The following is a 23,996-nucleotide window of genomic DNA, read 5'->3' on the forward strand; positions in this document are numbered from 1 at the left end:
TTACCGGCTCCCTGCTTTATATTCCATAATACGAAAGACGTCCCTCTTTTCCGCAAAACCGTTGAAACTGACAGTCTTCTGTGAAGAGTGGTAGGATGGTCAGGGACGATAATTACGGTAACTAGCAATGTTAGACAATGTATTAAGAATTGCCACCCGCCAAAGTCCATTAGCACTCTGGCAAGCACATTATGTCAAACAACGCCTCGAGGCGAACCATCCCCAGCTCACGGTTGAACTGGTACCAATGGTTACGCGTGGCGACATCATTCTTGATACACCGCTAGCGAAAGTAGGTGGCAAGGGATTGTTTGTCAAAGAGTTAGAACTTGCACTTCTTGAAGGGCGCGCGGATATCGCAGTACATTCCATGAAAGATGTGCCAGTCGAGTTTCCTGAAGGCCTGGGTCTGGTGACCATTTGCGAGCGCGATGATCCGCGTGATGCTTTTGTTTCCAATAATTTCACCGACCTCGACTCTCTGCCTGCTGGCAGCGTAGTCGGCACTTCCAGCCTCCGCCGCCAGTGCCAGATTGCTGAGCGCCGCCCAGACCTGGTCATTCGCTCATTACGCGGCAATGTCGGGACTCGTTTGGGCAAACTCGATAACGGTGACTACGATGCAATTATTCTTGCGGTTGCCGGGCTTAATCGACTGGGGCTGCAATCACGTATTCGCTACGCCTTGCCAGCAGAAGTTTCCCTGCCTGCTGTGGGTCAAGGGGCAGTAGGAATCGAGTGCCGTCTTGACGACATACGCACTCAAGAGTTACTTGAGTCGCTGAATCATGAAGAAACCGCGATTCGCGTCAGCGCAGAACGAGCCATGAACATGCGTCTTGAGGGCGGATGCCAGGTACCAATCGGCAGTTATGCCGAGTTGATTAACGGTGAGCTCTGGCTGCGAGCATTAGTGGGCGCACCAGACGGCTCAATCCTGGTTCGTGGTGAGCGCCGTGGTAAACCAGAAGAGGCCGAAGTGATGGGAATTTCTCTTGCGGAAGAACTCCTTGATAAAGGAGCCCGTGAAATTCTGGCCGCGGTTTATGACGGAGATGCCCCGGCATGACGATCCTTGTCACCCGCCCTTCCCCAGCAGGGGACGAGTTAGTGAGCAGACTGCGCGCACTGGGGCAGGTGGCGTATAGCTTCCCTCTCATCGAGTTTTCCCCTGGTCGGCAGTTGGACAAACTGCCGTCTATGCTAGCGAGCCTGTCCACAGGCGATCTGGTGTTCGTGTTATCACAACACGTTATACAGTACGCCCAGCCGCAATTAAGCCAAAATGGTATGCCATGGCCTGCAAATCTTGCCTGGTTTGCTATTGGACGCACCACTGCGTTAGCGTTTCATACCGTGAGCCATTTGCCGGTTCGCTATCCGCAAGACAGGGAAACAACGGAAGTCTTGCTACAATTACCTGAATTACAGAATGTTGCTGGTAAACGTGCACTCATTTTACGCGGCAATGGTGGCCGTGAACTGTTAGGCGAAACGCTGACAGCGCGCGGTGCAGAAGTCACTTTCTGCGAATGTTATCAAAGAAATGCCAGAATTTATGATGGAACCGAAGAAGCCTTTCGCTGGCGCGAACGTGGGGTTTCAACGCTGGTCGTGACGAGTGGTGAAATGCTACAACAACTTTATGCGCTCATTCCCGAATGGTATCGAACAAATTGGTTACTCCACTGCCGGCTTATCGTCGTCAGTGAGCGTCTGGCAGGCCTTGCCCAGGAACTGGGTTGGCAAGATATTCGAGTCGCCGATAACGCTGACAATGATGCGCTGCTTCGCGCATTACAATAAATCAATGACATGGGATGCCCCACAATGACGGAACAACAGAACACCTCCGCCATGGTTGAAGAGACCACACCTGCGGTAGAAAACAAACAGCTTCCAGAACAGCCACCACAAAAAAATCGTAGTGGTATTGCAGGCATTGCGCTGGGCGCTATCGCCATTGCAATTGCTCTGGCGCTGGGTGCAGGTCTGTACAGCTACGGAAAACATGAGGTGGCGGCGCAAAACACCACCAGTGATGCTCTGGCAACGCAACTGACCGCGCTACAAAAGCAGCAAGAACAGCAGCAATCAGCTCTGGAAGCCACCATCAAGCAGCAAGCCACCGCGCTTGAAGAGTCGAATCGCCAACAGGCAAATCTGGCTCGTGAACTGAATGAAGTACAGCAAAAAGTCGCCACGATTTCTGGCAGCGATGCGAAAACATGGCTGCTGGCGCAATCCGACTTCCTGGTGAAATTGGCAGGGCGCAAACTGTGGAGCGATCAGGACGTCACGACCGCCGCCGCATTATTGAAAAGCGCCGATGCCAGCCTGGCGGATATGAATGACCCAAGCCTGCTTACCGTTCGCCGTGCACTAACAGATGATATTTCAACGCTGTCTGCGATTACTCAGGTCGATTACGACGGGATCATTCTCAAGCTCAATCAGCTTTCTAATCAAGTCGATAATCTGCGTCTGGCGGATAACGATACCGATGACACGCCGATGGATTCCGACGGGAACGAACTTTCTTCTACCGTGACTGAATGGCGTCAAAATCTGACCAAAAGCTGGCACAACTTTATGGATAGCTTCATTACTATCCGCCGCCGTGATGAAACGGCCGTTCCGCTTTTGGCTCCGAACCAGGACGTTTATCTTCGTGAGAACATCCGTTCGCGCTTGCTGGTTGCAGCCCAGGCGGTTCCACGTCATCAGGATGAAACCTATAAGCAATCGCTGGAGAATGTCTCCACATGGGTTCGGGCTTATTACGATACCAATGACAGCGTCACCAAGTCGTTCCTTGATGAACTGGATTCTTTGAGCCAGCAAAGCATCAATATGGATGTGCCGCAAACGCTGGAAAGCCAGCCGCTGTTGGAAAAGCTGATGCAGACTCGGGTACGCAATTTACTCGCCCAGCCCGCAGCCAGCACGGCATCCCCTGCTCCAGTTGAACCCGCGCCTGCACCGGTTCCCGCACCCACTCAAGGAGAATAAGCATGATTAAAGTCTTATTACTCTTTCTGCTGTTGATCGCCGGGATCGTGCTCGGGCCAATGCTGGCGGGTCATCAGGGTTATGTGCTGATCCAGACAGATAATTACAACATGGAAACCAGCGTCACAGGCCTGGTGATCATTCTGATCTTAAGTCTGGTTGTGCTATTTGCCATTGAATGGGTGCTGCGTCGTGTTTTCCGCACCGGTGCCCGTACTCGTGGCTGGTTCGTAGGGCGTAAAAGCAGCCGTGCGCGTAAGCAAACCAAAGCGGCATTGCTGAAACTGGCAGAAGGCGATTACCAGCAGGTTGAGAAGCTGATGCTGAAAAATGCCGATCATGCGGAACAACCAGTGGTGAACTATTTGCTGGCAGCCGAAGCGGCACAACAGCGCGGTGATGAAGTCCGGGCAAATCAGCATCTAGAACGTGCAGCTGAACTGGCAGACCACGATCAATTACCGGTAGAAATTACTCGCGTGCGCCTGCAACTGGCTCGTAATGAGAATCACGCGGCACGCCACGGTGTGGATAAATTGCTGGAAACCGCTCCGCGTCATCCGGAAGTTTTGCGCCTGGCTGAAATGGCCTATGTCCGTACCGGAGCATGGGGCTCGCTGCTTGATATTTTACCGGCAATGAGCAAAGTTCAGGTGAGTGATGAAGCCCATCGTGCAGAGCTTCAGCGCCAGGCATGGATTGGGTTGATGGATCAGGCAATGGCAGATCAAGGTAACGATGGCCTGAAAAGCTGGTGGAAAAACCAAAGCCGTAAAACGCGCCACGAGACAGTGTTGCAGGTCGCTATGGCAGAGCATCTGATTGAATGTGACGATCATGACGCCGCGCAGGAAATCATTCTCGATGGCCTGAAACGCCAGTTTGACGAGCGCCTGGTGTTACTGATGCCACGTTTAAAATCTGGAAACCCAGGGCAACTCGAGAAAGCCCTTCGCCAGCAGATTAAAACGCAAGGCGATCGTCCGTTGTTGTACAGCACTCTCGGCCAGTTGCTGATGAAGCACGGTGAGTGGCAGCCAGCATGCGAGACCTTCCGCGAAGCCATTAAACAACGCCCTGATGCGTTTGATTACGCCTGGCTGGCTGATTGCCTGGACAGGCTGCATCAACCTGAGGAAGCCGCGACCATGCGTCGCGATGGCCTGTTGTTAACTCTGCAAAATAATCCTAATCCGTAGATCCCAGGGGCGAAATCTTTCGCCCTTTTCCCTTTCTCGCTTTCCCTTACTGCATGCAAAAAAAAAACACCTGCCAATTGGCAGGTGTTAAAACAGGTCTGTATGACAACTAAGTGGTGCTTCACTCAACGTTATGTCCATGGTGTCGGATGAGGTCTGAAAGACGACATCTGTCGGTGGACGATAAGCACCGTAATCGGCTCTGCGTCATTCCTGGGTTTATGAAGCCTAAGCAAACATAAGAAGTGGAATGAGCATCTACCTGTATATTATTGCACGATGTGTGCCAGGTTTGAATCCATAATTGCCATGAACCTATAATCGTTTGGTATTCATGTTGTTATCGTTGATAGCCCTGGCAGCTGATGGGTTTTGTCTGGACTTTAGGTTTTCCGCAATAGTGTCTCTGTTTAGAGACACATAAACTCAATCCTGGTATTATTCATTTTTATCAATGAGTTAATAGTCACCAAACGGCGACAATCAAAACAGGAATGTCGCGAATAAGAGACTGGGATTGAGATGGACTGTTTTCGCAAGGGTGTCGGATGACGCTGCGCTTATCCGACCTACGAAACGGTAAACTACAGACGTAAGAAAGCCCAACCTTGCGGTTGGGCTTTCTTGAATTTGGTCGGCGAGAGAGGATTATTCCCCTGCGGGCCGTTGCTGAAGCAACGTTGTCTCGCTACGCTCGGCTCAAACCTCCTTCGGAGATTCTCATCCTCTATAAACTCCAGACGTAAAAAAACCCAATCTTTCGATTGGGTTTTCTTGAATTTGGTCGGCGAGAGAGGATTCGAACCTCCGACCCACTGGTCCCAAACCAGTTGCGCTACCAAGCTGCGCTACTCGCCGAAATACTGCTTTTACTTCTTACTTCTTACTTCTTTTAAATTAGAGATGGTGCGAAGAGAGGGACTTGAACCCTCACGTCCGTAAGAACACTAACACCTGAAGCTAGCGCGTCTACCAATTCCGCCACCTTCGCAATATCACTAAATTAATGGGGTGGCTAATGGGACTCGAACCCACGACAACTGGAATCACAATCCAGGGCTCTACCAACTGAGCTATAGCCACCACTGTAAATCTTTTCGCGCGGTCTACCTTCCTAAGAAGAAGTACCGCCGCAGCTCCAGCGCCATTCAATTAATGGTGCGCCCGACAGGATTCGAACCTGAGACCTCTGCCTCCGGAGGGCAGCGCTCTATCCAGCTGAGCTACGGGCGCATAGCGCCGTTGCGGGGTCGGATATTACGGGCTTCATGCCCACCTGTCTAGTGCTTATTTAAATAAAATGCGCATTTGGTTATGCTTTGCACATTCTGATGATTATCCAGCCAAATTCAGCCGTAAAACTCACTTTAACGGTGTGTCGGGTAGCGTTTTATAACCGACCGGTGTAATGCCAGGCCAGATAACGCAGCAACTTTATTTGGCGTGTGATGCGGCTCGGTTGCGACAACAAACGATAAAGCCATTCCAGACCAAGGTTCTGCCATATCTTTGGTGCACGCTTCACATGGCCGGTAAACACATCGTAGGTACCACCCACTCCCATATATAACGCATCAGGATGAACCTTACGGCAATCCCTCATAAAGATTTCCTGCCGCGGCGACCCCATCGCTACCGTCACAATAGCCGCGCCACTGTCCCGAATACGTTCAAACAAAGCCGCTTGCTGTTCCGCTTTGAAGTAACCATCCTGGCAACCGACAATATTAACCTGCCACTGTTCGCGCAGTTTGGCTTCGGTTTGCGCCAGTATTTCTGGTTTGCCGCCAATGAGGAAAACTGGTGTATCTTCTTGCCCCGCACGCTGCATCAAAGCTTCCCATAGGTCAGCACCAGGCACTCGTGACACAACCGCGCCAGGGAATTTTTTGCGAATGGAACGCACCACGCTAATTCCGTCGGCGTATTTGTATTCCGCGGCTTCGATCAGCGTTCGCACTTCCGGCTCACGTTCTGCGGCAAGAATTTTCTCTGCGTTAATCGCCACCAGCGTACCTCTACGCAGTGTTCCTTCTATGTAGAGGTAATCCAAAGCATGCTGCATATCGCGCCAGCCCAGAAGGTTCAGACCGCGAATGGCATAGGAAGGGGCGGTAGTCAGTCGGTTCATGATATTCCTTGTGATGCTTTTTGGGTGCCTGAGACAGCTTGCGGGGAACGTCTTAACCGTTGATGTATCAGCTCCGCACTATCAAATAACCAGTAGAGCAGTTTAGCCAGCAGCAAGCAGGCACCAAATACCATCAGGAAAAATACAACGCGTGAGACGAAGGAATCCAGGCCCTCTCGTGCCAGAACAATCATGTTAAAGATCGCCCCGAAACAGAAACTATGCAGAATGGCTGCTTTGTACTTGTTGGTTTCCCGATTCCCCAGCTCATACAACCAGTCGAACCATTTGATGATTAGCCCCACTACCACTGCGCCCAACGGGATAAACCACACACCGCCCATCACCACTAGCGAGCCAATTAAGGTTGGTGAAATCGCCAGGCCAGAATGGTTGTTGAGAATTTCCCAGGTAAAGTAGTTCGCACTATTCAGTACAATACCAGGCCTACCTGGCCACAGCCATGTCGGAATAAAGACATAGAAATCACGTACTATCGGTGCCAATCCCTGGAATTCAATTTTGTCGTAATTTTGCAGTAGTAATCCCAGGTTTTCCCACGGAGAGAAGGTATCGCGCGTCAGGTACAAGAAGGTATAAAACGCTTCATCACCACTCACATTGAGACCATAGCGTTTCAATGCCAGCCAGAACATGCCGACGATACCGAAGACGCCAGCCGCCGCCAGCATCCACAGCGAAATCCAACCGCGAATAATACCGATGAACAAAAAGATGGCGAACGCGATGATGATATTGGCGCGAGTCCCGCCAACAATCATGTAAGTCAGCAAGCCAAACGCTACTGTGCTGACCAGGAAGAACATCCAGGCGCGGCCATCTTGTTTAAGGAAATAGACCACCAGCATGGCGGGGATAAAGAAGTAGAAGAAGCGCTTTAACGCAACGCCCGACACTTCACTGGAGAAAATCTGGCTGTAGGAGTGCAGCTTAAATAACAAAAAACCATTATGCATAAAGAAGATGCCAACACTGACCAGCGCCACCACCATCAACATCACCCACGTCAGATGAGTCTCGACCCGGTTCATGGTAAAGACAGGACGCCGCACCGTTTCAGTTCTCTTCGCACGCAGCCTCGTTTTGTAGGCAACATAGTAGATACCGTAGAAACAGACTGCTGCAAGTTGTGCTTGTAGCAACACATCGGCCGGTACGACCGCCACGCCGAAGCGGAACACCAGCGTGCAGGTAAACGGGAAGCCAAAGAAAAATGTCAGCAGATAAAGCAGCGAGAAGAACACATTAAAATTGAAACGCACCCGGCGAAATTCCTGGTACGTTAACGTGCCAATGAACATCACTGATAAGAACCAGACCACAAACAAACCGCCAAATTGCAGCATACTCATGCGGTTTCTCCCGAAGCGATGTCCAGCGCCCGTTTCCAGCCGTCAATGTAATTAGGGTTGAAGAAGGCAATTTGTTGTTTATCCAGTAAGCGTAGTTGACGCTGCGCTTCGCGGACGATCGACTCATCCAGTGTGTCACCAGCAAAGAGCACGGGAATATGCTGTTCAGCCATATCCTGCCAGAACGGGTTTTTGCGACTCAACACGCACGGAATGCCCGCCTGAATCAGCAAGCAAAGCGTGCCGATTCCTTGCTGGCGGTCAAAAATGAAATATCCCAGCGAGCATTGACGCAACAGCGCCAGATAGTCGTCGAAGTCCATTTTTTCCGTCAGCACTTGTAGGTTCTCTTCGCTGAACAACGCTCGGCCTGCTTGCTGTACCTCATGAATATACGCATCGTTGTTAGCGGGATAGCCCATCGGAACCACCACGCGTACCGTGTCGCCAAACTGGGCATGAATCGCTTTCAACGCCACAATATGTTGATTGCTAAGATCGCCAGAATTGCCCACCAGCAGCGTCATTTTGCCGATTTTCACGTCACCAGGGTCCAAAGTATTCAGCGACGAATCCATGCGCGTCGGGAAATAAATCAGTTCGCCAGCTACATTCGGGTGACGTTCATGGAAGTAGTTCAGGTCGCCGCGCGTGGCAAAAACTCGCCCCACCCGCCCCTGCGCAATACGGCGCAGCAGGTAAAATACCCGAAACTTGAGGCTCTTCGAGGCCTCGTAAAGATCAGCGCCCCAAATATGCCAGTACATCTGGGTGGGCTTCAAACCACCGGTCAGCAAGGCAATCCATAGCGCACTGTTAAACTGCCCATGGAAGAAAAAGCGTTGTTGGCGATTAGCCCGCGCCTTTTCCACCACGGCCTGCGCCAGCGCTTTTTTAGTTGGGTAAAGCGTTACGGTAAGTGCCGGAAAAGCGGAAAGCAAAGCGTCGTCCTTTGACACCACCATAAACTGGCGGGCATGCAGATTTGAAACAGCCAGTGCGTCATTGAAGAAGCGCAGTACCGTTTGATTATGGTGTGGGATATCCGATCCCAAAACGTGAATCAGTGTCGTCATGCTCGTCTACGATAAATGAGGAAAACGCTGCAACAGAGCGTAAAGTAAATGATGTACGTTGCCATATATGCCTGCGCGGCCCCCAAGGCACCATGCGCAGGTATAAGCCAATGTGAAAAACCGGTCAATAATGTGAACTGGCTGATTTCAGTCAAGATATAGAAGCGAAGCGAGGCTTTGGCTATCACCAGATAACCAAACACATATGAGCCCACTTTCAGCACATCGCCCACCAACTGCCAGGCAAAAAGATCGCGCATCGCAATGAATTTATGCGAAAAAAGCAGCCAGATAGCAAAGTCGCGTAACAGCCAGACGGTGACGCTTGCCGCCGCAACCGCAGGCAGAACAAACTTCAGAGAACGAACAATCTCGCGGCTGATGTCGGTTTTGTTGGTTAAGCGTGAAAGCGTTGGCAGCAAATAAACGCTAAACGAAGCGGTGATGAATTGCAGGTAGGCATCCGAAATGCTGCTTACGCCCTGCCAAATCCCGACATCTTCCCAACTGTAGTGAGCAGCAAGCAGGTTACGCATCATGACATAAGCCACTGGGAGCGTCACAGAGGTGATCAGCGCCATGATAGTGAATTTACCAAGGCTACTGGCGTAAACTTTATCCCACTGCGGTTTCAGGTAGCCAAATGGTACGTGCTCGCGGCGAACCAGCATGATACCTGCCGGAATAAGTACCAACGCAGGCACCAACGCAAGCCCCAGCAACGCCCCCTGATATCCGCCCAGGCGATAACAAAGGTAATACGCCATCACGCCAATAAGACTGCCACCAATCAGTGCCAGCGCGTTACCAGCCGCATCACGAAAACCTTTCATGATGGCTAACGACAAGTTCGCCCAGGCGATACCCATCTGCACTAACGCCACCAGACGCACTAATCCCTGGTAATTCTCATGCCCAAATAAACCAAGGCTGATGGGCTTTGCTGCAACCACAAAAATGATGGCTAAAAGTGTTGAGAAACCCAACACCATCGCCGACGACGTGCCGATAACCTTGCGTAATTGCTCGGGCTGATCGTGATACTGCGCGACGTATTTTGTCACGCCGTTGAAGATCCCCGCTCCGGCAAGCACGCCCAATACCGTGACCATCTGGCGGAAGTTTCCCGCCTGACCGACGCCAGCTGGGCCATATGCCACCGCAAGCAGTTTCACCACCAGCAAACCGGCAGCAATTTTTACCAGTGTGGACCCTGCGGTCCACACTGAGGCTTTCGCGAGTGACATATCAGGAGAAGAAGCTTAACAACGTATTGATAACGGTACGTTGGTTCGCTGGAGACAAGTTGTAGAACAGTGGCAAACGCAGCAGGCGCTCGCTTTCTTGTGTGGTGAAACGGTCTTCGCCGTGGAAGTAACCAAACTTCTCGCCAGCCGGGCAATCATGTAATGGGATGTAATGGAACACCGCCATAATTTCTGCCTCTTTGAGATACGCAATCAGCGCGCTGCGGTCTTCGATATCACGCAGCTTGATATAAAACATGTGCGCATTCTGTACACAGTCTTTTGGAATCGATGGCAATTCGATTCGCCCGGCTTTAGCCAGTGGTGCAAGCGCGTCGTAATAGGCATGCCACAGTTTCAGGCGCTGTTGGTTAATCTTTTCAGCGGCTTCCAGTTGCGCCCAAAGGTACGCGGCCTGTAGGTCGGCCATCAAGTAGCTAGAGCCAATATCACGCCAGGTGTATTTGTCGACCTGCCCACGGAAGAACTGGCTGCGGTTGGTGCCTTTTTCGCGAATAATTTCCGCGCGTTCGATAAGTGAAGCGTCGTTTATCAACGTCGCTCCCCCTTCGCCACCGGCAGTGTAGTTTTTGGTTTCATGGAAGCTGAAACAACCAATATGGCCAATTGTTCCTAAGGCGCGGCCTTTGTAGGTCGACATCACACCCTGCGCGGCATCTTCCACCACAAAGAGTTTATGTTTTGTCGCAATCGCCATAATGGTGTCCATTTCGCAAGCAACACTCGCGTAATGAACCGGAACAATGGCTCGCGTTTTCTCGGTGATGGCTGCTTCAATCAGCTTCTCGTCGATGTTCATGGTGTCCGGGCGAATATCAACAAAGACAACTTTGGCGCCACGTAGAACAAAGGCATTCGCTGTAGAAACAAAGGTATAGCTTGGCATAATCACTTCATCGCCGGGCTGAATATTCAGCAGCAACGCGGCCATTTCCAGCGATGCGGTACAAGAAGGTGTCAGCAGCACTTTTTTGCTGCCAAAACGGTGCTCCATCCATTGCTGACAGCGACGGGTGAAACCACCGTCGCCACAGAGCTTGCCGCTACCCATCGCAGCCTGCATGTATTCGATTTCCGTACCTACAACTGGCGGAGCATTAAATGGAATCATTTTTTCACCTGTATAACCAGAAGGCGGTGCTTTCTATGTTGGCACCGCTTTGAATATAACGTCGCAGAGCTGCGGTATTGCTGGTTTGTGTAGCCACGCGCAGCGTTTGTAGCCCACGCTGCTGACACCATAAACGCGCGGCATCCATCAATTCGGCACCCACACCGCGTCCCGCCAGTAAACCAATACGCGCCTCGCGCTCATTGAGTTGGCACATGCTGACAAAGCCTTGTATCACATCACCATTTTTCAATATCAGGCACTCGTGGTCAAAAGTACCAAGCACTGCATTTTCAACCCATTGTGCATAGAAATTTCCACTATCAGCTGGTTGATACCAGGGCGCGCGAAAACGGCTTTGTGTGAAAATTTTAGCGGCTAAATCCCGTAATACAGGGATATCCGTATCTGTGGCTAGCTGTAGAGAAGATGGAGCATGTTGCGTGCCAACTTTCAGTGCAAGATCGACTTCTCCTTCAACCAGTTTAAAACCGAGTTGCTGCAAACCATCAAGCAAGAGGGTTTGCTGGGTAGCGATTTTTGCCTGCACACGGGTAAACGCCGCAAGGAGTGGTGGAGTCAGCAAGGGCGCGTCATCTTCAAAACGAAGAATTCCGCTATTCGCCGCAAAGAATTGGTTCTCCCAGTCGAGAGATTCAATTCTTGCGTGAACGGGTACAGAGTTAGACGTCATCGGCTTCATCTGCGTCTGGCGAGAACTAGCGCCAGACTCCTTTGGTATCAACAATCCAGCGTTGCTGAACTTGTGTACCCGGAATAACTTTGAATGCCTGGTGATCGACTAACATCACCAACACGTCAGCTTGTGAAAGGGCTTCATCCGTAGTGGCTAATTCACAGTGTCCGAGCAGTTTTTTCGGCAGCTGGTGAATGTTGGGCTCAACTGCGAGAGTTTTACCACTATGCCAGGTGCTGAGAAGCTCAGCGATTTCCATGGCAGGGCTTTCACGCAGGTCGTCAATGTTAGGTTTAAACGCAAGGCCAAAGCAGGCAATAGTGATTTCACTGGCGCGCTTTCCTGTTTCTGACAGGCAGTCAGCTACGGCGGCTTTCACCTGATTGACAACCCAGTGCGGCTTGCCATCGTTGACCTCACGCGCGGTACGGATCAACTGTGCTTGCTCTGGGTTCTGCGCGACGATAAACCATGGGTCAACCGCGATGCAATGCCCACCAACACCCGGACCCGGCTGCAAGATATTGACGCGCGGGTGACGGTTCGCCAGGCGGATTAATTCCCAGACGTTAATCCCTTGTGCGGCACAAATCAGCGACAGCTCGTTGGCGAAGGCAATATTCACATCGCGGAAGCTGTTTTCAGTGAGCTTACACATTTCAGCGGTGCGGGAGTTCGTCACCACACACTCACCTTCCAGGAAGATTTTGTACAGTTCGCTGGCACGAGCCGAACAGATTGGCGTCATGCCGCCAATAACCCGATCGTTTTTGATAAGCTCAACCATCACCTGGCCTGGCAATACTCGTTCCGGGCAGTAAGCCACGTTAACATCTGCTGCTTCACCAGCCTGCTGAGGGAATGTCAGGTCAGGGCGAAGTTCGGCTAACCATTGCGCCATTTGCTCGGTTGAACCGACCGGAGAAGTGGACTCCAGAATCACCAAAGCCCCTTTCTTAAGGACGGGAGCGATGGACTCGGCGGCAGCTTTAACATAAACCATGTCCGGTTCGTGATCGCCTTTAAATGGCGTTGGCACCGCAATCAAAAAAGCATCAGCTTTAACTGGCCTGGTACTGGCGCGTAAAAAACCACCTTCCACAGCAGTTTTGACCACCTTATCCAGGTCAGGCTCAACGATGTGAATAGCACCACGATTTATGGTGTCTACAGCATGTTGGCTGATATCAACCCCTACGACGTGTTGCTGTTTAGAGGCAAATGCAGCCGCAGTAGGTAATCCGATATAGCCAAGACCAATCACAGAGATGGTTGCAAAACTCATTGTTGTGTCACCTGATTCTTCTTCAATGCAGCCAAAATTTGTTCACAGGCCTTACCGTTACCGTAAGGATTATGTGCCCGACTCATCACTTCGTATTCGTTTTGGTCTTTCAACAAACGCGTTACCTGGCGGACAATCTCTTGAGTATCCGTACCCACCAAACGAACGGTTCCTGCATCAACCGCTTCCGGGCGCTCTGTAGTATCACGCATCACCAATACGGGTTTTCCCAGCGATGGCGCTTCTTCCTGGATACCACCGGAGTCGGTCAGAATCAGGTAGGCATGGTTCATTAAATAGACAAACGGCAAGTATTCCTGTGGGTCGATCAGCACCACGTTTTTAACATCACCAAGAATACGCGTCACAGGCTCGCTAACATTTGGATTCAAATGCACAGGATAAACAATCTGAACATCGCTGTTTTCTTTAGCAATTTCAGCCAGCGCGTGACAAATACGTTCAAAACCATCGCCAAAGCTTTCGCGGCGGTGACCGGTAACCAGAATCAGTTTTTTGCTGTTATCGAGGAACGGATGACACTCCGCCAAAGAGCTGCGCAAGCTATCATCAGCCAACACGCGATCGCGGACGGAAATCAGCGCATCAATCACCGTATTACCGGTAACGAAGATCTTACTGTCGCTGATATTTTCACGTAAGAGGTTTTGTCGGGAATTCTCTGTTGGCGCGAAGTGATACATCGCCAGATGCCCGGTAATGGTTCTGTTCGCTTCTTCTGGCCACGGGGAGTACAGGTCGCCAGTACGCAGACCCGCTTCAACATGCCCAACGGGAATACGCTGATAAAATGCAGCAAGACTAGTGGCGAGTGTCGTTGTGGTATCGCCATGTACCAGAACCACATCCGGCTTAAATGACTCAAGAATCGGCTTTAGTCCCTCGAGGATGCGGCAGGTGATTTCCGTCAACCCTTGCCCCGGTTTCATGATGTTTAAATCATAATCCGGCTCGATAGAAAATAGATTCAGCACTTGATCCAGCATCTCGCGATGCTGTGCTGTCACGCAGACTTTTGCGTCAAAAAACGGGTCTTTTGCCAACGCATCAACAAGTGGAGCCATTTTAATGGCTTCTGGGCGCGTGCCAAAAACAGTTAACACTTTCACAGCGATTCTCTTTAATTAAAAAAGGTGAAAGCCGTCCATCGAGCTTTCACCGGGTAAGGGCGTTATAACAATTTTGGACGGCGGGCTAATGCCACACCAGCACCAATCAGGGCCCCAACCATACCCCACATAATCAGCAAGAATGCCCGGCGCGGACTATCACGCTTCACAGGTTCCTCAGGGGTACGTAAATAGCGGTAGGTTTGGAAGCGAGCGTCGAGCGTCGGCCCAACATTCAGCGTCGACAGCATGGCTCGATTCTGGTCATAGTCGATGTCATAGTCTGGACCTACCGCTTGCAAGCTTTCAAGGCGTGCTTGCAACATAGGACGTCCTAACATGAACATTTCAGAATCTGGTAACTCGTCGGCAGGAACTTCTGTTTCACTTTTAGAAATATTTTGCTGCTGTGCTATTTTCAGCGCTTGCTCGACACTGTGCACTTTGCGGTCAAAAATTGCCTTCGCTACTGCTTCCTGGCGTTTAACTTGCGCTTTCATCTGAACAGTACGAGCAGCCCAGGCCCCCGTCAGTTCTTCATTGAGATGGCTTGCCGCACGCTGGCTGGCAAAAGCGACATATTGGCGCAGCAAGTTGTTAGCATCAGCGGCAGTTTCAGCAATTAGCTTCACGCTATCGCTAGTGTTACGGGTGGCATCACCAGCAATAAATTGAATGTTATCAATGACTTCATCCAATAGCGCGGCATCCACTTTACTATTGCCAACCTGACGTTGTTTGTAATAGTCAGTCTGCAGCCAAAAATCACGACGGGTATCGTAAGCAGACAGCTGCATGATGAATTCTTTGTAAGCTTCATCCATCACCGACGGCTGATCGACCGGCAACATGTTAGATCTGAGGTCAAGATTGCGCAGGAATTGCTGCTGAGAATAAAAACCACCCAGCATATTCACGGTTGGACGATCGGTTATCGCGTTAGCACTCCACTCCTGCTTGGCAAAGAAAGTATAGATCAGCGCTACGGCAGCAAACAAAGCTGCCACGCCAATAATCCACAGCTTCCCTTGCCAAAGTGTCCGGAATAAACCACGAATGTCCAACTCGTTGTCTACCATTCCCGGGTTATTTCCTGGCACGTTTTGTTTCATCACTTCCCCAATTACATTCAGAATTAAGAAATGCTACTGCTGTTTCTACGTTGCCGACGCTTATGGCGTCTTATAAAACGAGCCACTTTCCAGGCGCGTTTGATGCAATAATCATATAGGACAAATGCAAGCAAGAATAATGCCAACATTACCCACTCGGGTATGGAATGAATATATTCAGCAGCCACGCCAATACTCGCAAGCAATGCTGCTGCGGCTGTGATAAGCACAAAAGCCTGACGGGAAGTAAACCCAGCACGCATGATTAAATGGTGAATATGCTGGCGGTCTGGGGAGAATGGACTCATGCCTTTGCGTAAACGGCGGTACATGATGGCAATCATGTCCATCAAAGGAATAGCAATAATCCACAAAGCAGTGACTGGACTGATTGGATGAGTTTGACCCTGAGTGGTTTCCAGTAGGATCCAGATAACCGTAAATCCGATGAGCGTGCTACCCGCATCCCCCATAAATACTTTATAGCGACGTCCAAGTATCCCGAGGTTTAAAAGAATATAAGGCAAGATGGCGGCAATCATTGCGAAGCACCACATCGCCAGGCTCAATTGCCCATCGAAATAAAGGATGATTCCCATTGCTGCAAAGGATACGCAAGAAAGCCCACCCAACAGGCCATCAATACCATCAACCATATTGAAGGCGTTTATTGCAGCCCAGACGGCAAACAGGGTTAAAAAATAACCGAATGGGCCGAGAACCATTTCCCAGGAACCAAATATATACCCAAGGCTGACCAGGTATAATTTCCCGACAACCATCATGACAATGCCAATTAATGCCTGAATCGAGGCTCTAATTTTTACACTGATATCAAAGCGATCATCCAGAGCACCGATGAACACCAGTACCCCGGCACAAGTCAAATAAAGCCATGCGTGTGGGATGTAATAATTGGCAATCAGGAAAGTAAAGCAGATCCCGGCATAAACAGAAATGCCTCCGACCAAAGGGATGAGTCCCTGGTGGCGTTTGCGGAAGTTTGGTTTATCTACCAGACCGATTCTTTTTGCCACCTTACGAGCGAAAAAAAGAAAAACGGTAGTGAATAAAAAAATACTTACCAGGTCAGTTCCAGCGGTGATTAAATTCACAGTGCAAGCTCTCTGCAAAATAAAAGGTCAAGGAAAACTCAATCGAAGTCAGCCCCGTCCAATGGTTATATACATCGAATCCCTGAACAACCCGTTTGTTATTTAAACAACACTATCCAAGCGTTGCGACTAATAACATCATGGCATCCATTGCCACGGTTGATGCTTAACCGTGATAGTTGATTCTATATCGTATATACCAGAAAAGAAAAACGCCACGACTAAGCGTGGCGTTCCCCGAGTTTTTATGGCTTACGAGCGTTTCATCATATCGAAGAAGTCTTCGTTGGTTTTCGTCATCGCCAGCTTGTTGATGAGGAATTCCATGGCATCAATCTCACCCATTGGGTGGATGATTTTACGCAGGATCCACATTTTCTGCAGTTCTTCCTGGGTAGTCAGCAATTCTTCTTTACGGGTACCAGAACGATTATAGTCGATGGCAGGGAACACACGCTTCTCAGCGATTTTACGCGCCAGATGCAGTTCCATGTTGCCGGTACCTTTAAATTCTTCGTAGATAACTTCATCCATTTTAGAACCGGTATCAACCAAAGCCGTTGCGATGATAGTCAGGCTACCACCCTCTTCCACGTTACGTGCAGCACCGAAGAAGCGTTTTGGACGATGCAGGGCGTTAGCGTCCACACCACCGGTTAACACTTTACCAGATGCCGGTACCACGGTGTTGTAGGCACGAGCCAGACGGGTGATGGAGTCGAGAAGAATAATTACGTCCTTCTTGTGCTCAACCAGACGTTTTGCTTTCTCGATGACCATTTCGGCAACCTGAACGTGGCGCGAGGCTGGCTCATCAAAGGTAGAAGCAATAACTTCACCTTTAACCAGACGCTGCATCTCGGTCACTTCTTCCGGACGCTCGTCAATCAGCAGAACCATCAGTACACAATCAGGATGGTTATACGCAATGCTGGTAGCAATGTTTTGCAGCAGCATGGTTTTACCAGCTTTCGGCGGTGCCACAATCAGGCCACGCTGGCCGCGACCGATTGGCGATGCCAGATCCAGTACGCGTGCGGTTAAGTCTTCGGTAGAACCGTTACCACGTTCCATGCGTAAACGAGAGTTCGCATGCAGCGGGGTTAAGTTTTCGAACAGGATTTTGCTACGCGCATTTTCCGGTTTGTCATAGTTGACTTCGTTTACTTTCAGCAGTGCAAAGTAACGCTCACCTTCTTTCGGCGGGCGAATCTTACCGGAGATGGTATCCCCTGTGCGGAGGTTGAAACGGCGGATTTGGCTGGGAGAAACGTAGATGTCATCAGGACCGGCGAGGTAGGAGCTGTCTGCAGAGCGGAGGAAACCAAATCCGTCCTGCAATATCTCCAGCACACCGTCACCAAAGATATCTTCACCACTCTTAGCATGTTGCTTCAGGATGGAGAAAATAATGTCCTGCTTGCGCATACGGGCTTGGTTTTCCAGCCCCATATTTTCGCCGAGAGTAATCAGCTCAGAAACCGGCGTATTCTTTAATTCGGTAAGATTCATAATGGTGGGTTCTTAAACTCGGGGTAAATCTCGAACATGATCGTGAATGGTATGGCAGGATCATCCATGCCTGTTTAATGGCCACCACCACATGTCTTATCGCTGTCTGGTCATAGGAAAAACGCAGAACTGAAACGACACGACGGAATGGGTGATATGCCCGAAATCGATTTTGCGACCATATGTTCACTGTAAAACAGCGTCTTAGTGAAAGTTAACTGGAAGCATTGGGTAATACAAAGATTCAAACTACAAGACAAGTTCAAAATGCAGTAAAAGTAACTTAGCATGACTGACGCCGGGCGTCCAGCAGCTCACAAAAAATTGCGAACCCGCACGCACCGGCTGAGATTCCATTATGCCAGATTAGCGTCGAGGAACTCTTTTAACTGGCCTTTAGACAGCGCACCAACTTTGGTCGCAGCCACTTCACCATTCTTGAACAGCAACAGAGTTGGGATACCACGGATACCGTATTTCGGTGCGGTGCCCGGGTTCTGATCGATGTTCAGTTTAGCAACGGTCAGATTGCCCTGATATTCATCAGCGATTTCATCAAGAATCGGGGCGATCATCTTGCATGGACCACACCACTCTGCCCAGAAATCAACCAGGATCAACCCATCAGCTTTTAGCACGTCCGTGTCGAAACTGTCGTCAGTCAGGTGAATAATTTTATCGCTCATGTTCTACTCCGCAGGATTATGTCTACCTTGTTGGTGTAGCCTCAACCAACTTGGGGTGACTTTATTTCACCCCGTTTATTTCAACGGATGTGCTTTCGTAAAGCAATAGTAAACTGATATTCTACTACACTATGAGCAAAACACATTTGACCGAACAGAAGTTTTCCGACTTCGCCCTGCACCCTAAGGTGATTGAAGCCCTTGAAAATAAAGGGTTCCATAACTGCACCCCAATTCAGGCACTGGCACTACCGCTGACACTAGCGAATCGTGACGTTGCAGGGCAGGCGCAAACCGGTACTGGCAAAACGATGGCGTTTTTAACGTCAACGTTCCATTATTTACTCTCTCACCCGGTTCCAGAGAATCGCCAGGTGAACCAGCCGCGTGCTTTAATCATGGCACCGACTCGTGAACTGGCAGTACAAATTCACTCTGACGCAGAGCCACTTGCACAATCGACCGGCCTGAAACTCGGCCTGGCTTACGGTGGCGACGGCTACGACAAACAGCTTAAAGTGCTGGAAAGCGGTGTTGATATTCTTATCGGTACCACTGGCCGTTTGATTGATTACGCCAAACAAAACCACATCAACTTAGGTGCAATTCAGGTTGTGGTGCTTGATGAAGCTGACCGTATGTACGATCTCGGCTTTATTAAAGATATTCGTTGGTTGTTCCGTCGCATGCCTCCTGTTACCCAACGCCTGAACATGCTGTTCTCTGCCACCTTATCTTACCGTGTGCGTGAACTGGCGTTCGAACAGATGAACAACGCGGAATACGTGGAAGTTGAACCGGAACAAAAAACCGGTCACCGCATCCAGGAAGAGCTGTTCTACCCTTCTAACGAAGAGAAAATGCGCCTGTTGCAGACGCTAATCGAAGAAGAGTGGCCAGACCGTGCCATTATCTTTGCTAACACCAAACACCGTTGTGAAGATATCTGGGGTCACCTGGCTGCTGATGGGCATCGTGTTGGTCTGTTAACCGGCGATGTGGCTCAGAAAAAACGTCTGCGCATTCTTGATGAATTCACTCGTGGCGATCTCGACATCTTAGTTGCAACCGATGTTGCCGCTCGTGGTTTACACATCCCGCTTGTCACTCATGTTTTCAACTACGATTTACCGGATGACTGCGAAGACTACGTTCACCGTATTGGCCGTACCGGTCGTGCTGGCGAAAGTGGCCATTCCATCAGCCTTGCTTGTGAAGACTATGCGTTAAACCTGTCTGCCATTGAAACCTATATCGGTCACTCAATCCCAGTCAGTAAGTACAAAACTGAAGCACTGTTAAGCGAACTTCCTCCACCGAAGCGTCTGACACGTTCCCGTCCGGGTAACGGTCCTCGCCGTAATGGTGGTGCCTCCCGTGGTAATCGTCGTCGCACAGGTTAAAAATTTATGCTCAGCTCCACCTCGCTGTATGCAGCAATTGATTTAGGCTCAAATAGCTTTCATATGTTGGTTGTACGTGAGGTGGCAGGGAGCATACAAACCCTTGCCAGGATTAAACGGAAAGTACGCCTTGCTGCTGGTTTAAGCAGCGACAATACGCTTTCACGCGAAGCGATGGAGCGCGGGTGGCAATGCCTGCGCTTATTTGCTGAACGTCTACAAGATATCCCTCAGTCACAAATTCGAGTTGTCGCCACCGCGACACTACGCCTGGCTACCAACGCCAATGAATTCATCCAGCAGGCTGAAAAAATCCTCGGTTGTCCGGTGCAAATCATCCACGGCGAAGAAGAAGCACGCCTGATTTATCAGGGTGTTGCCCATACGACGGGCGGTGCCGATCAGCGCTTAGTGGTTGATATCGGCGGTGCCAGCACGGAACTGGTGACAGGCTCGGGGGCGCAAACAACCGCACTCTTTAGCTTATCAATGGGTTGCGTGACCTGGCTTGAACGCTTTTTTAGCGATCGAAATCTGGCAAAAGAAAACTTTGATGCTGCCGAAACCGCTGCAAAAGAGGTTCTCAGGCCGATTTGCGATCGGTTAAAACATCATGGCTGGAAAGTCTGCGTTGGCGCTTCAGGCACCGTACAAGCCTTGCAAGAAATCATGATGGCGCAGGGAATGGACGAACGAATTACGCTTGCAAAGCTTCAGCAGTTAAAGCAGAGAGCCATTCAATGTGGGCGACTCGAAGAGCTGGAAATTGAAGGGCTTACGCTAGAAAGAGCCCTGGTATTTCCAAGCGGTCTCGCCATTTTAATCGCGATATTCGAAGAGTTATCGATCAATTGTATGACGCTGGCTGGCGGTGCGCTGCGTGAAGGTCTGGTGTACGGAATGCTTCATTTGTCCGTTAACCAGGAAATCCGCAGCCGTACCATACGCAATATTCAGCGTCGTTTTATGGTTGATACCGGGCAAGCAGAACGCGTGCAGCAACTGGCACAGGCACTAGCCAACCAGGTAACGGATTCGTGGAATCTGACGCCACTGAGTGTAGAAATGCTCGACAGCGCGGCCCTGCTGCATGAAATTGGCCTGAGCGTCGACTTTAAGCAAGCGCCTCAACACGCCGCCTATCTGGTGAAAAATCTCGATCTTCCGGGTTATACACCAGCCCAGAAAAAACTGCTGGCGACACTGATGTTGAACCAGACAAACCCCGTTGATCTCTCGTCTCTCCACCAGCAAAATGCCGTACCACCGCGTATTGCAGAATATCTTTGCCGCCTGTTACGCCTGGCTATTATTTTCGCCAGTCGCCGTCGCGATGACATTCTGCCGGATATTACGCTGAAGGTGGAAGGCGAAACTTTAATTCTTGAGCTTCCCGAAAAGTGGCTGGAATGCCACCCACTCGGAGCTGAATTACTCGAACAAGAAAGCCTGTGGCAAAGCTATGTCCACTGGTCACTGGCTATCAAATAACTCAGCTTTTACGTGCTTTTGCCAGCATTTCACGAATGTTGGCTACATTATTCTGGCCTTTGTGCATCCGTTCTTCAGCTGATACCACTTTACGTTCCGTTTCCCACAGCAAATCATCTTGTGGTAATTCCAGCAAGAAACGGCTGGGTTCGGGGCGAATCAGCTCACCATACTGGCGGCGTTCTTTGCAGAGCGTAAAAGTCAGTTCTTTTTGCGCACGAGTAATTCCCACGTACGCCAGACGGCGCTCTTCTTCAATGTTATCTTCATCGATACTACTCTGATGCGGCAGCAGCCCTTCTTCCATCCCGACTAAAAAGACATACGGGAATTCGAGACCTTTTGAAGCATGAAGCGTCATGAGCTGAACCTGATCGGCTTCTTCATCGCTCTCCCCGCGCTCCATCATATCGCGCAGCGTAAAGCGAGTGACCACCTGAGTTAACGTCATTGGATCATCGATTTCCGACCCCTCAAGCATTTCCGTCATCCAGCTAAACAATGTATTGACGTTTTTCATGCGCATTTCGGCGGCTTTCTGGCTGGGTGAGGTTTCATATAGCCAGCTTTCATAATCAATGCCGTGAATCAAATCGCGCACGGCAGCAATGGGGTCGCGTTCTGACAAAGTCGCCACATCGCGTAACCACTGAGTGAAGCGCTGTAACGACTCCAGACCACGCCCACTCAGCGTCTGGCTCAACCCCATGTCGAAGCTGGCGCTAAACAATCCTTTATTGCGCTGCATCGCCCAGGCACCCAGCTTTTGCAGAGTCGCCGGGCCTATTTCACGCTTCGGTGTATTCACTATCCGCATGAATGCACTGTCGTCATCGGGGTTGGTCAGTACACGCAGATAAGCCAGAAGGTCTTTGATTTCCGGTCGCGAGAAGAACGAGGTGCCACCTGAGATGCGATACGGGATGCGGTTCTGCATCAGCATCTTCTCAAACACGCGCGACTGGAAATTTCCGCGATAGAGAATGGCGTAATCTTTGTAATTTGTCTTATTTATGAAGTGATGGGCAATAAGCTCGCCAGTAACGCGTTCAGCCTCATGATCTTCACTGTTTGCCGTCACTACTTTTAATTCGGTGCCATAACCCAGTTCAGAGAAGAGACGTTTTTCAAACACATGTGGATTATTGGCAATCAGAATGTTTGCCGCTTTCAGAATACGCCCGGAAGAACGGTAATTCTGTTCAAGCTTAATCACCTGAAGTGCCGGGAAATCCTGACTTAGCAAGACGAGGTTTTGCGGCCTTGCGCCGCGCCAGGAGTAAATCGACTGGTCGTCATCACCCACCACGGTAAATCTTGCTCGCGCCCCTACCAGCAACTTCACCAGTTCATACTGGCTGGTGTTGGTATCCTGATACTCATCCACCAGCAAATAGCGGATGCGGTTTTGCCAACGCTCACGAACTTCTTCATTGCTCTGTAAAAGCAGTGTTGGAAGCAAAATCAGATCATCAAAATCCAGAACATTGCAGGATTTCAGATGTGTATCGTACAAGCCATAGCAGTGAGCAAAGATTCGGTCGCGCTCCCCTTTGGCCTGCGCAGCCGCCTGCGAAGGCGTCATCAGATCGTTTTTCCAGTTTGAGATCGTCGAGATCAACTGCTGCAATAAAGTCTTATCGTCCTCGAGCAAACCTTCGGTTAGCTCTTTGAGCAACGCCGTCTGATCGGTGTCATCAAATAGTGAGAAGTTAGCCTTCATCCCCAGCGCTGCGTACTCGCGTTTAATAATCTCAAGACCTAAGGTATGGAAAGTGGAGATCAGCAAACCACGTGCTTCTTTGCGCCCTAACGTTTGCGCCACACGCTCTTTCATCTCGCGGGCCGCTTTGTTAGTAAACGTGACCGCTGCGATGTGACGTGCCTGATAGCCGCATTCGCGAATCAAATGCGCCATTTTATTGGTAATCACACGTGTTTTGCCCGAGCCTGCGCCCGCCAGGACCAGGCAGGGTCCGGTGACAAATTCGACGGCTTGTTGTTGGCCAGGGTTTAAACGCATAAGGTCACTCAGTGAAGTCAGGAAGGTACGAAGGGGAAAAAGAGCGTGGTAGTATAGCGAGCCTAATCCATGCGACTCAAGGCACTATCATGGCAAAAACCGCAGCAGCATTGCATATCCTTGTTAAGGAAGAAAAACTGGCCCAGGAAATTCTGGCGCAGCTTCAGAATGGCGGCGACTTCGAAAAACTGGCTAAAAAGCATTCCACCTGCCCATCAGGCAAAAAAGGCGGTCACTTAGGTGAATTCCGTCAGGGCCAGATGGTTCCTGCGTTCGATAAAGTGGTGTTTTCCTGCCCGCTGCTCGAACCATACGGCCCGCTGCACACGCAGTTTGGTTACCACATCATCAAAGTGCTGTATCGTAATTAAC

At 50.3% G+C, this 23,996-nt stretch carries 20 protein-coding genes, 4 tRNA genes and 1 other RNA gene; 7 read left to right on the forward strand and 18 right to left on the reverse strand.

What is annotated here, in order from left to right; genetic code table 11:
* The first annotated feature begins 127 nt into the window (after positions 1–127).
* The 4 genes from hemC to hemY are packed head-to-tail and all read left to right on the forward strand — an operon-like array spanning position 128 to position 4,211.
* The gene (gene hemC / locus D8682_RS14620; RefSeq protein ID WP_064541540.1) at positions 128–1,069 is read left to right on the forward strand and encodes a hydroxymethylbilane synthase; all 942 of its coding nucleotides are present in this window, start codon (positions 128–130) and stop codon (positions 1,067–1,069) included.
* Positions 1,066–1,806 carry a uroporphyrinogen-III synthase gene (gene hemD / locus D8682_RS14625; RefSeq protein WP_121814577.1) on the forward strand — a complete coding sequence of 247 codons (741 nt, stop codon included), beginning with the start codon at positions 1,066–1,068 and terminating at the stop codon, positions 1,804–1,806. Before hemC ends, hemD begins: the two co-directional genes overlap by 4 nt.
* 24 nt (positions 1,807–1,830) lie before the next feature.
* Positions 1,831–3,012 carry a uroporphyrinogen-III C-methyltransferase gene (hemX, locus tag D8682_RS14630; protein WP_121814578.1) on the forward strand — a complete coding sequence of 394 codons (1,182 nt, stop codon included), beginning with the start codon at positions 1,831–1,833 and terminating at the stop codon, positions 3,010–3,012.
* A gap of 2 nt (positions 3,013–3,014) precedes the next feature.
* On the forward strand, positions 3,015–4,211 hold the full coding sequence (gene hemY, locus D8682_RS14635; RefSeq protein ID WP_121814579.1) for a protoheme IX biogenesis protein HemY: 1,197 nt from the start codon (positions 3,015–3,017) through the stop codon (positions 4,209–4,211).
* 631 nt (positions 4,212–4,842) lie between these two features.
* Here the strand turns inward: hemY and D8682_RS14640 are convergent.
* The 17 genes from D8682_RS14640 to trxA all read right to left on the reverse strand — a co-directional run bounded on the left by D8682_RS14640 (position 4,843) and on the right by trxA (position 18,707).
* A non-coding RNA gene (locus D8682_RS14640) (RtT sRNA) lies at positions 4,843–4,956 on the reverse strand.
* A gap of 36 nt (positions 4,957–4,992) precedes the next feature.
* Positions 4,993–5,069 (reverse strand) — tRNA-Pro (locus D8682_RS14645).
* A 46-nt stretch (positions 5,070–5,115) separates the two neighbouring features.
* Positions 5,116–5,202, reverse strand: a tRNA-Leu gene (locus tag D8682_RS14650).
* Positions 5,203–5,218: 16 nt separating this feature from the next.
* A tRNA-His gene (locus D8682_RS14655) sits at positions 5,219–5,294 on the reverse strand.
* 73 nt (positions 5,295–5,367) lie between these two features.
* Positions 5,368–5,444: transfer RNA gene (locus D8682_RS14660), tRNA-Arg, on the reverse strand.
* A 157-nt stretch (positions 5,445–5,601) separates the two neighbouring features.
* Positions 5,602–6,342, reverse strand: coding sequence for a lipopolysaccharide N-acetylmannosaminouronosyltransferase (wecG, locus tag D8682_RS14665; RefSeq protein WP_121814580.1), 741 nt, complete (start codon positions 6,340–6,342; stop codon positions 5,602–5,604).
* Entirely contained in the window at positions 6,339–7,715 is a 1,377-nt protein-coding gene (gene wzyE, locus D8682_RS14670; RefSeq protein ID WP_121814581.1) for an ECA oligosaccharide polymerase, read from the reverse strand. Before wzyE ends, wecG begins: the two co-directional genes overlap by 4 nt.
* A complete protein-coding gene (locus D8682_RS14675) occupies positions 7,712–8,791 on the reverse strand; it encodes a TDP-N-acetylfucosamine:lipid II N-acetylfucosaminyltransferase (RefSeq protein ID WP_121814582.1) in 1,080 nt (359 codons plus the stop codon). The genes wzyE and D8682_RS14675 overlap by 4 nt, the downstream gene beginning before the upstream one ends.
* The gene (gene wzxE / locus D8682_RS14680; RefSeq protein WP_064541560.1) at positions 8,788–10,038 is read right to left on the reverse strand and encodes a lipid III flippase WzxE; all 1,251 of its coding nucleotides are present in this window, start codon (positions 10,036–10,038) and stop codon (positions 8,788–8,790) included. The genes D8682_RS14675 and wzxE overlap by 4 nt, the downstream gene beginning before the upstream one ends.
* A 1-nt stretch (position 10,039) precedes the next feature.
* A complete protein-coding gene (gene rffA, locus D8682_RS14685) occupies positions 10,040–11,170 on the reverse strand; it encodes a dTDP-4-amino-4,6-dideoxygalactose transaminase (RefSeq protein ID WP_121814583.1) in 1,131 nt (376 codons plus the stop codon).
* A gap of 4 nt (positions 11,171–11,174) precedes the next feature.
* Positions 11,175–11,864 carry a dTDP-4-amino-4,6-dideoxy-D-galactose acyltransferase gene (gene rffC, locus D8682_RS14690; RefSeq protein ID WP_121815712.1) on the reverse strand — a complete coding sequence of 230 codons (690 nt, stop codon included), beginning with the start codon at positions 11,862–11,864 and terminating at the stop codon, positions 11,175–11,177.
* Between the two features lie 25 nt (positions 11,865–11,889).
* Entirely contained in the window at positions 11,890–13,152 is a 1,263-nt protein-coding gene (gene wecC, locus D8682_RS14695) for a UDP-N-acetyl-D-mannosamine dehydrogenase (protein WP_121814584.1), read from the reverse strand.
* On the reverse strand, positions 13,149–14,282 hold the full coding sequence (wecB, locus tag D8682_RS14700; RefSeq protein ID WP_064541569.1) for a non-hydrolyzing UDP-N-acetylglucosamine 2-epimerase: 1,134 nt from the start codon (positions 14,280–14,282) through the stop codon (positions 13,149–13,151). Before wecB ends, wecC begins: the two co-directional genes overlap by 4 nt.
* 62 nt (positions 14,283–14,344) lie before the next feature.
* Positions 14,345–15,394 (reverse strand): ECA polysaccharide chain length modulation protein, encoded by a 1,050-nt coding sequence (gene wzzE / locus D8682_RS14705; RefSeq protein ID WP_121814585.1) that lies wholly within the window; start codon positions 15,392–15,394, stop codon positions 14,345–14,347.
* Between the two features lie 23 nt (positions 15,395–15,417).
* Positions 15,418–16,509 carry a UDP-N-acetylglucosamine--undecaprenyl-phosphate N-acetylglucosaminephosphotransferase gene (gene wecA / locus D8682_RS14710; protein ID WP_121814586.1) on the reverse strand — a complete coding sequence of 364 codons (1,092 nt, stop codon included), beginning with the start codon at positions 16,507–16,509 and terminating at the stop codon, positions 15,418–15,420.
* Between the two features lie 252 nt (positions 16,510–16,761).
* Positions 16,762–18,021, reverse strand: coding sequence for a transcription termination factor Rho (rho, locus tag D8682_RS14715; RefSeq protein WP_034492237.1), 1,260 nt, complete (start codon positions 18,019–18,021; stop codon positions 16,762–16,764).
* 356 nt (positions 18,022–18,377) lie between these two features.
* The gene (gene trxA, locus D8682_RS14720) at positions 18,378–18,707 is read right to left on the reverse strand and encodes a thioredoxin TrxA (RefSeq protein WP_034461718.1); all 330 of its coding nucleotides are present in this window, start codon (positions 18,705–18,707) and stop codon (positions 18,378–18,380) included.
* A gap of 131 nt (positions 18,708–18,838) precedes the next feature.
* Here trxA and rhlB point away from each other — a divergent pair, with 131 nt between their 5' ends.
* Positions 18,839–20,110 carry an ATP-dependent RNA helicase RhlB gene (rhlB, locus tag D8682_RS14725; RefSeq protein ID WP_064541580.1) on the forward strand — a complete coding sequence of 424 codons (1,272 nt, stop codon included), beginning with the start codon at positions 18,839–18,841 and terminating at the stop codon, positions 20,108–20,110.
* 6 nt (positions 20,111–20,116) lie between these two features.
* On the forward strand, positions 20,117–21,601 hold the full coding sequence (gene gppA / locus D8682_RS14730) for a guanosine-5'-triphosphate,3'-diphosphate diphosphatase (RefSeq protein ID WP_121814587.1): 1,485 nt from the start codon (positions 20,117–20,119) through the stop codon (positions 21,599–21,601).
* 1 nt (position 21,602) lies between these two features.
* On the opposite strand, the gene rep is transcribed toward gppA, so the two are convergent.
* Positions 21,603–23,624, reverse strand: a complete 2,022-nt coding sequence (gene rep / locus D8682_RS14735) for a DNA helicase Rep (RefSeq protein ID WP_064541587.1) — start codon at positions 23,622–23,624, stop codon at positions 21,603–21,605.
* An 89-nt stretch (positions 23,625–23,713) separates the two neighbouring features.
* On the opposite strand from rep, the gene ppiC reads away from it, so the two are divergent.
* Positions 23,714–23,995, forward strand: coding sequence for a peptidylprolyl isomerase PpiC (ppiC, locus tag D8682_RS14740; protein WP_064541590.1), 282 nt, complete (start codon positions 23,714–23,716; stop codon positions 23,993–23,995).
* The last annotated feature ends 1 nt before the right edge of the window (position 23,996 follow it).

Source organism: Buttiauxella sp. 3AFRM03, from assembly GCF_003675305.1.
Classification (GTDB): Bacteria; Pseudomonadota; Gammaproteobacteria; order Enterobacterales; family Enterobacteriaceae; genus Buttiauxella; species Buttiauxella ferragutiae.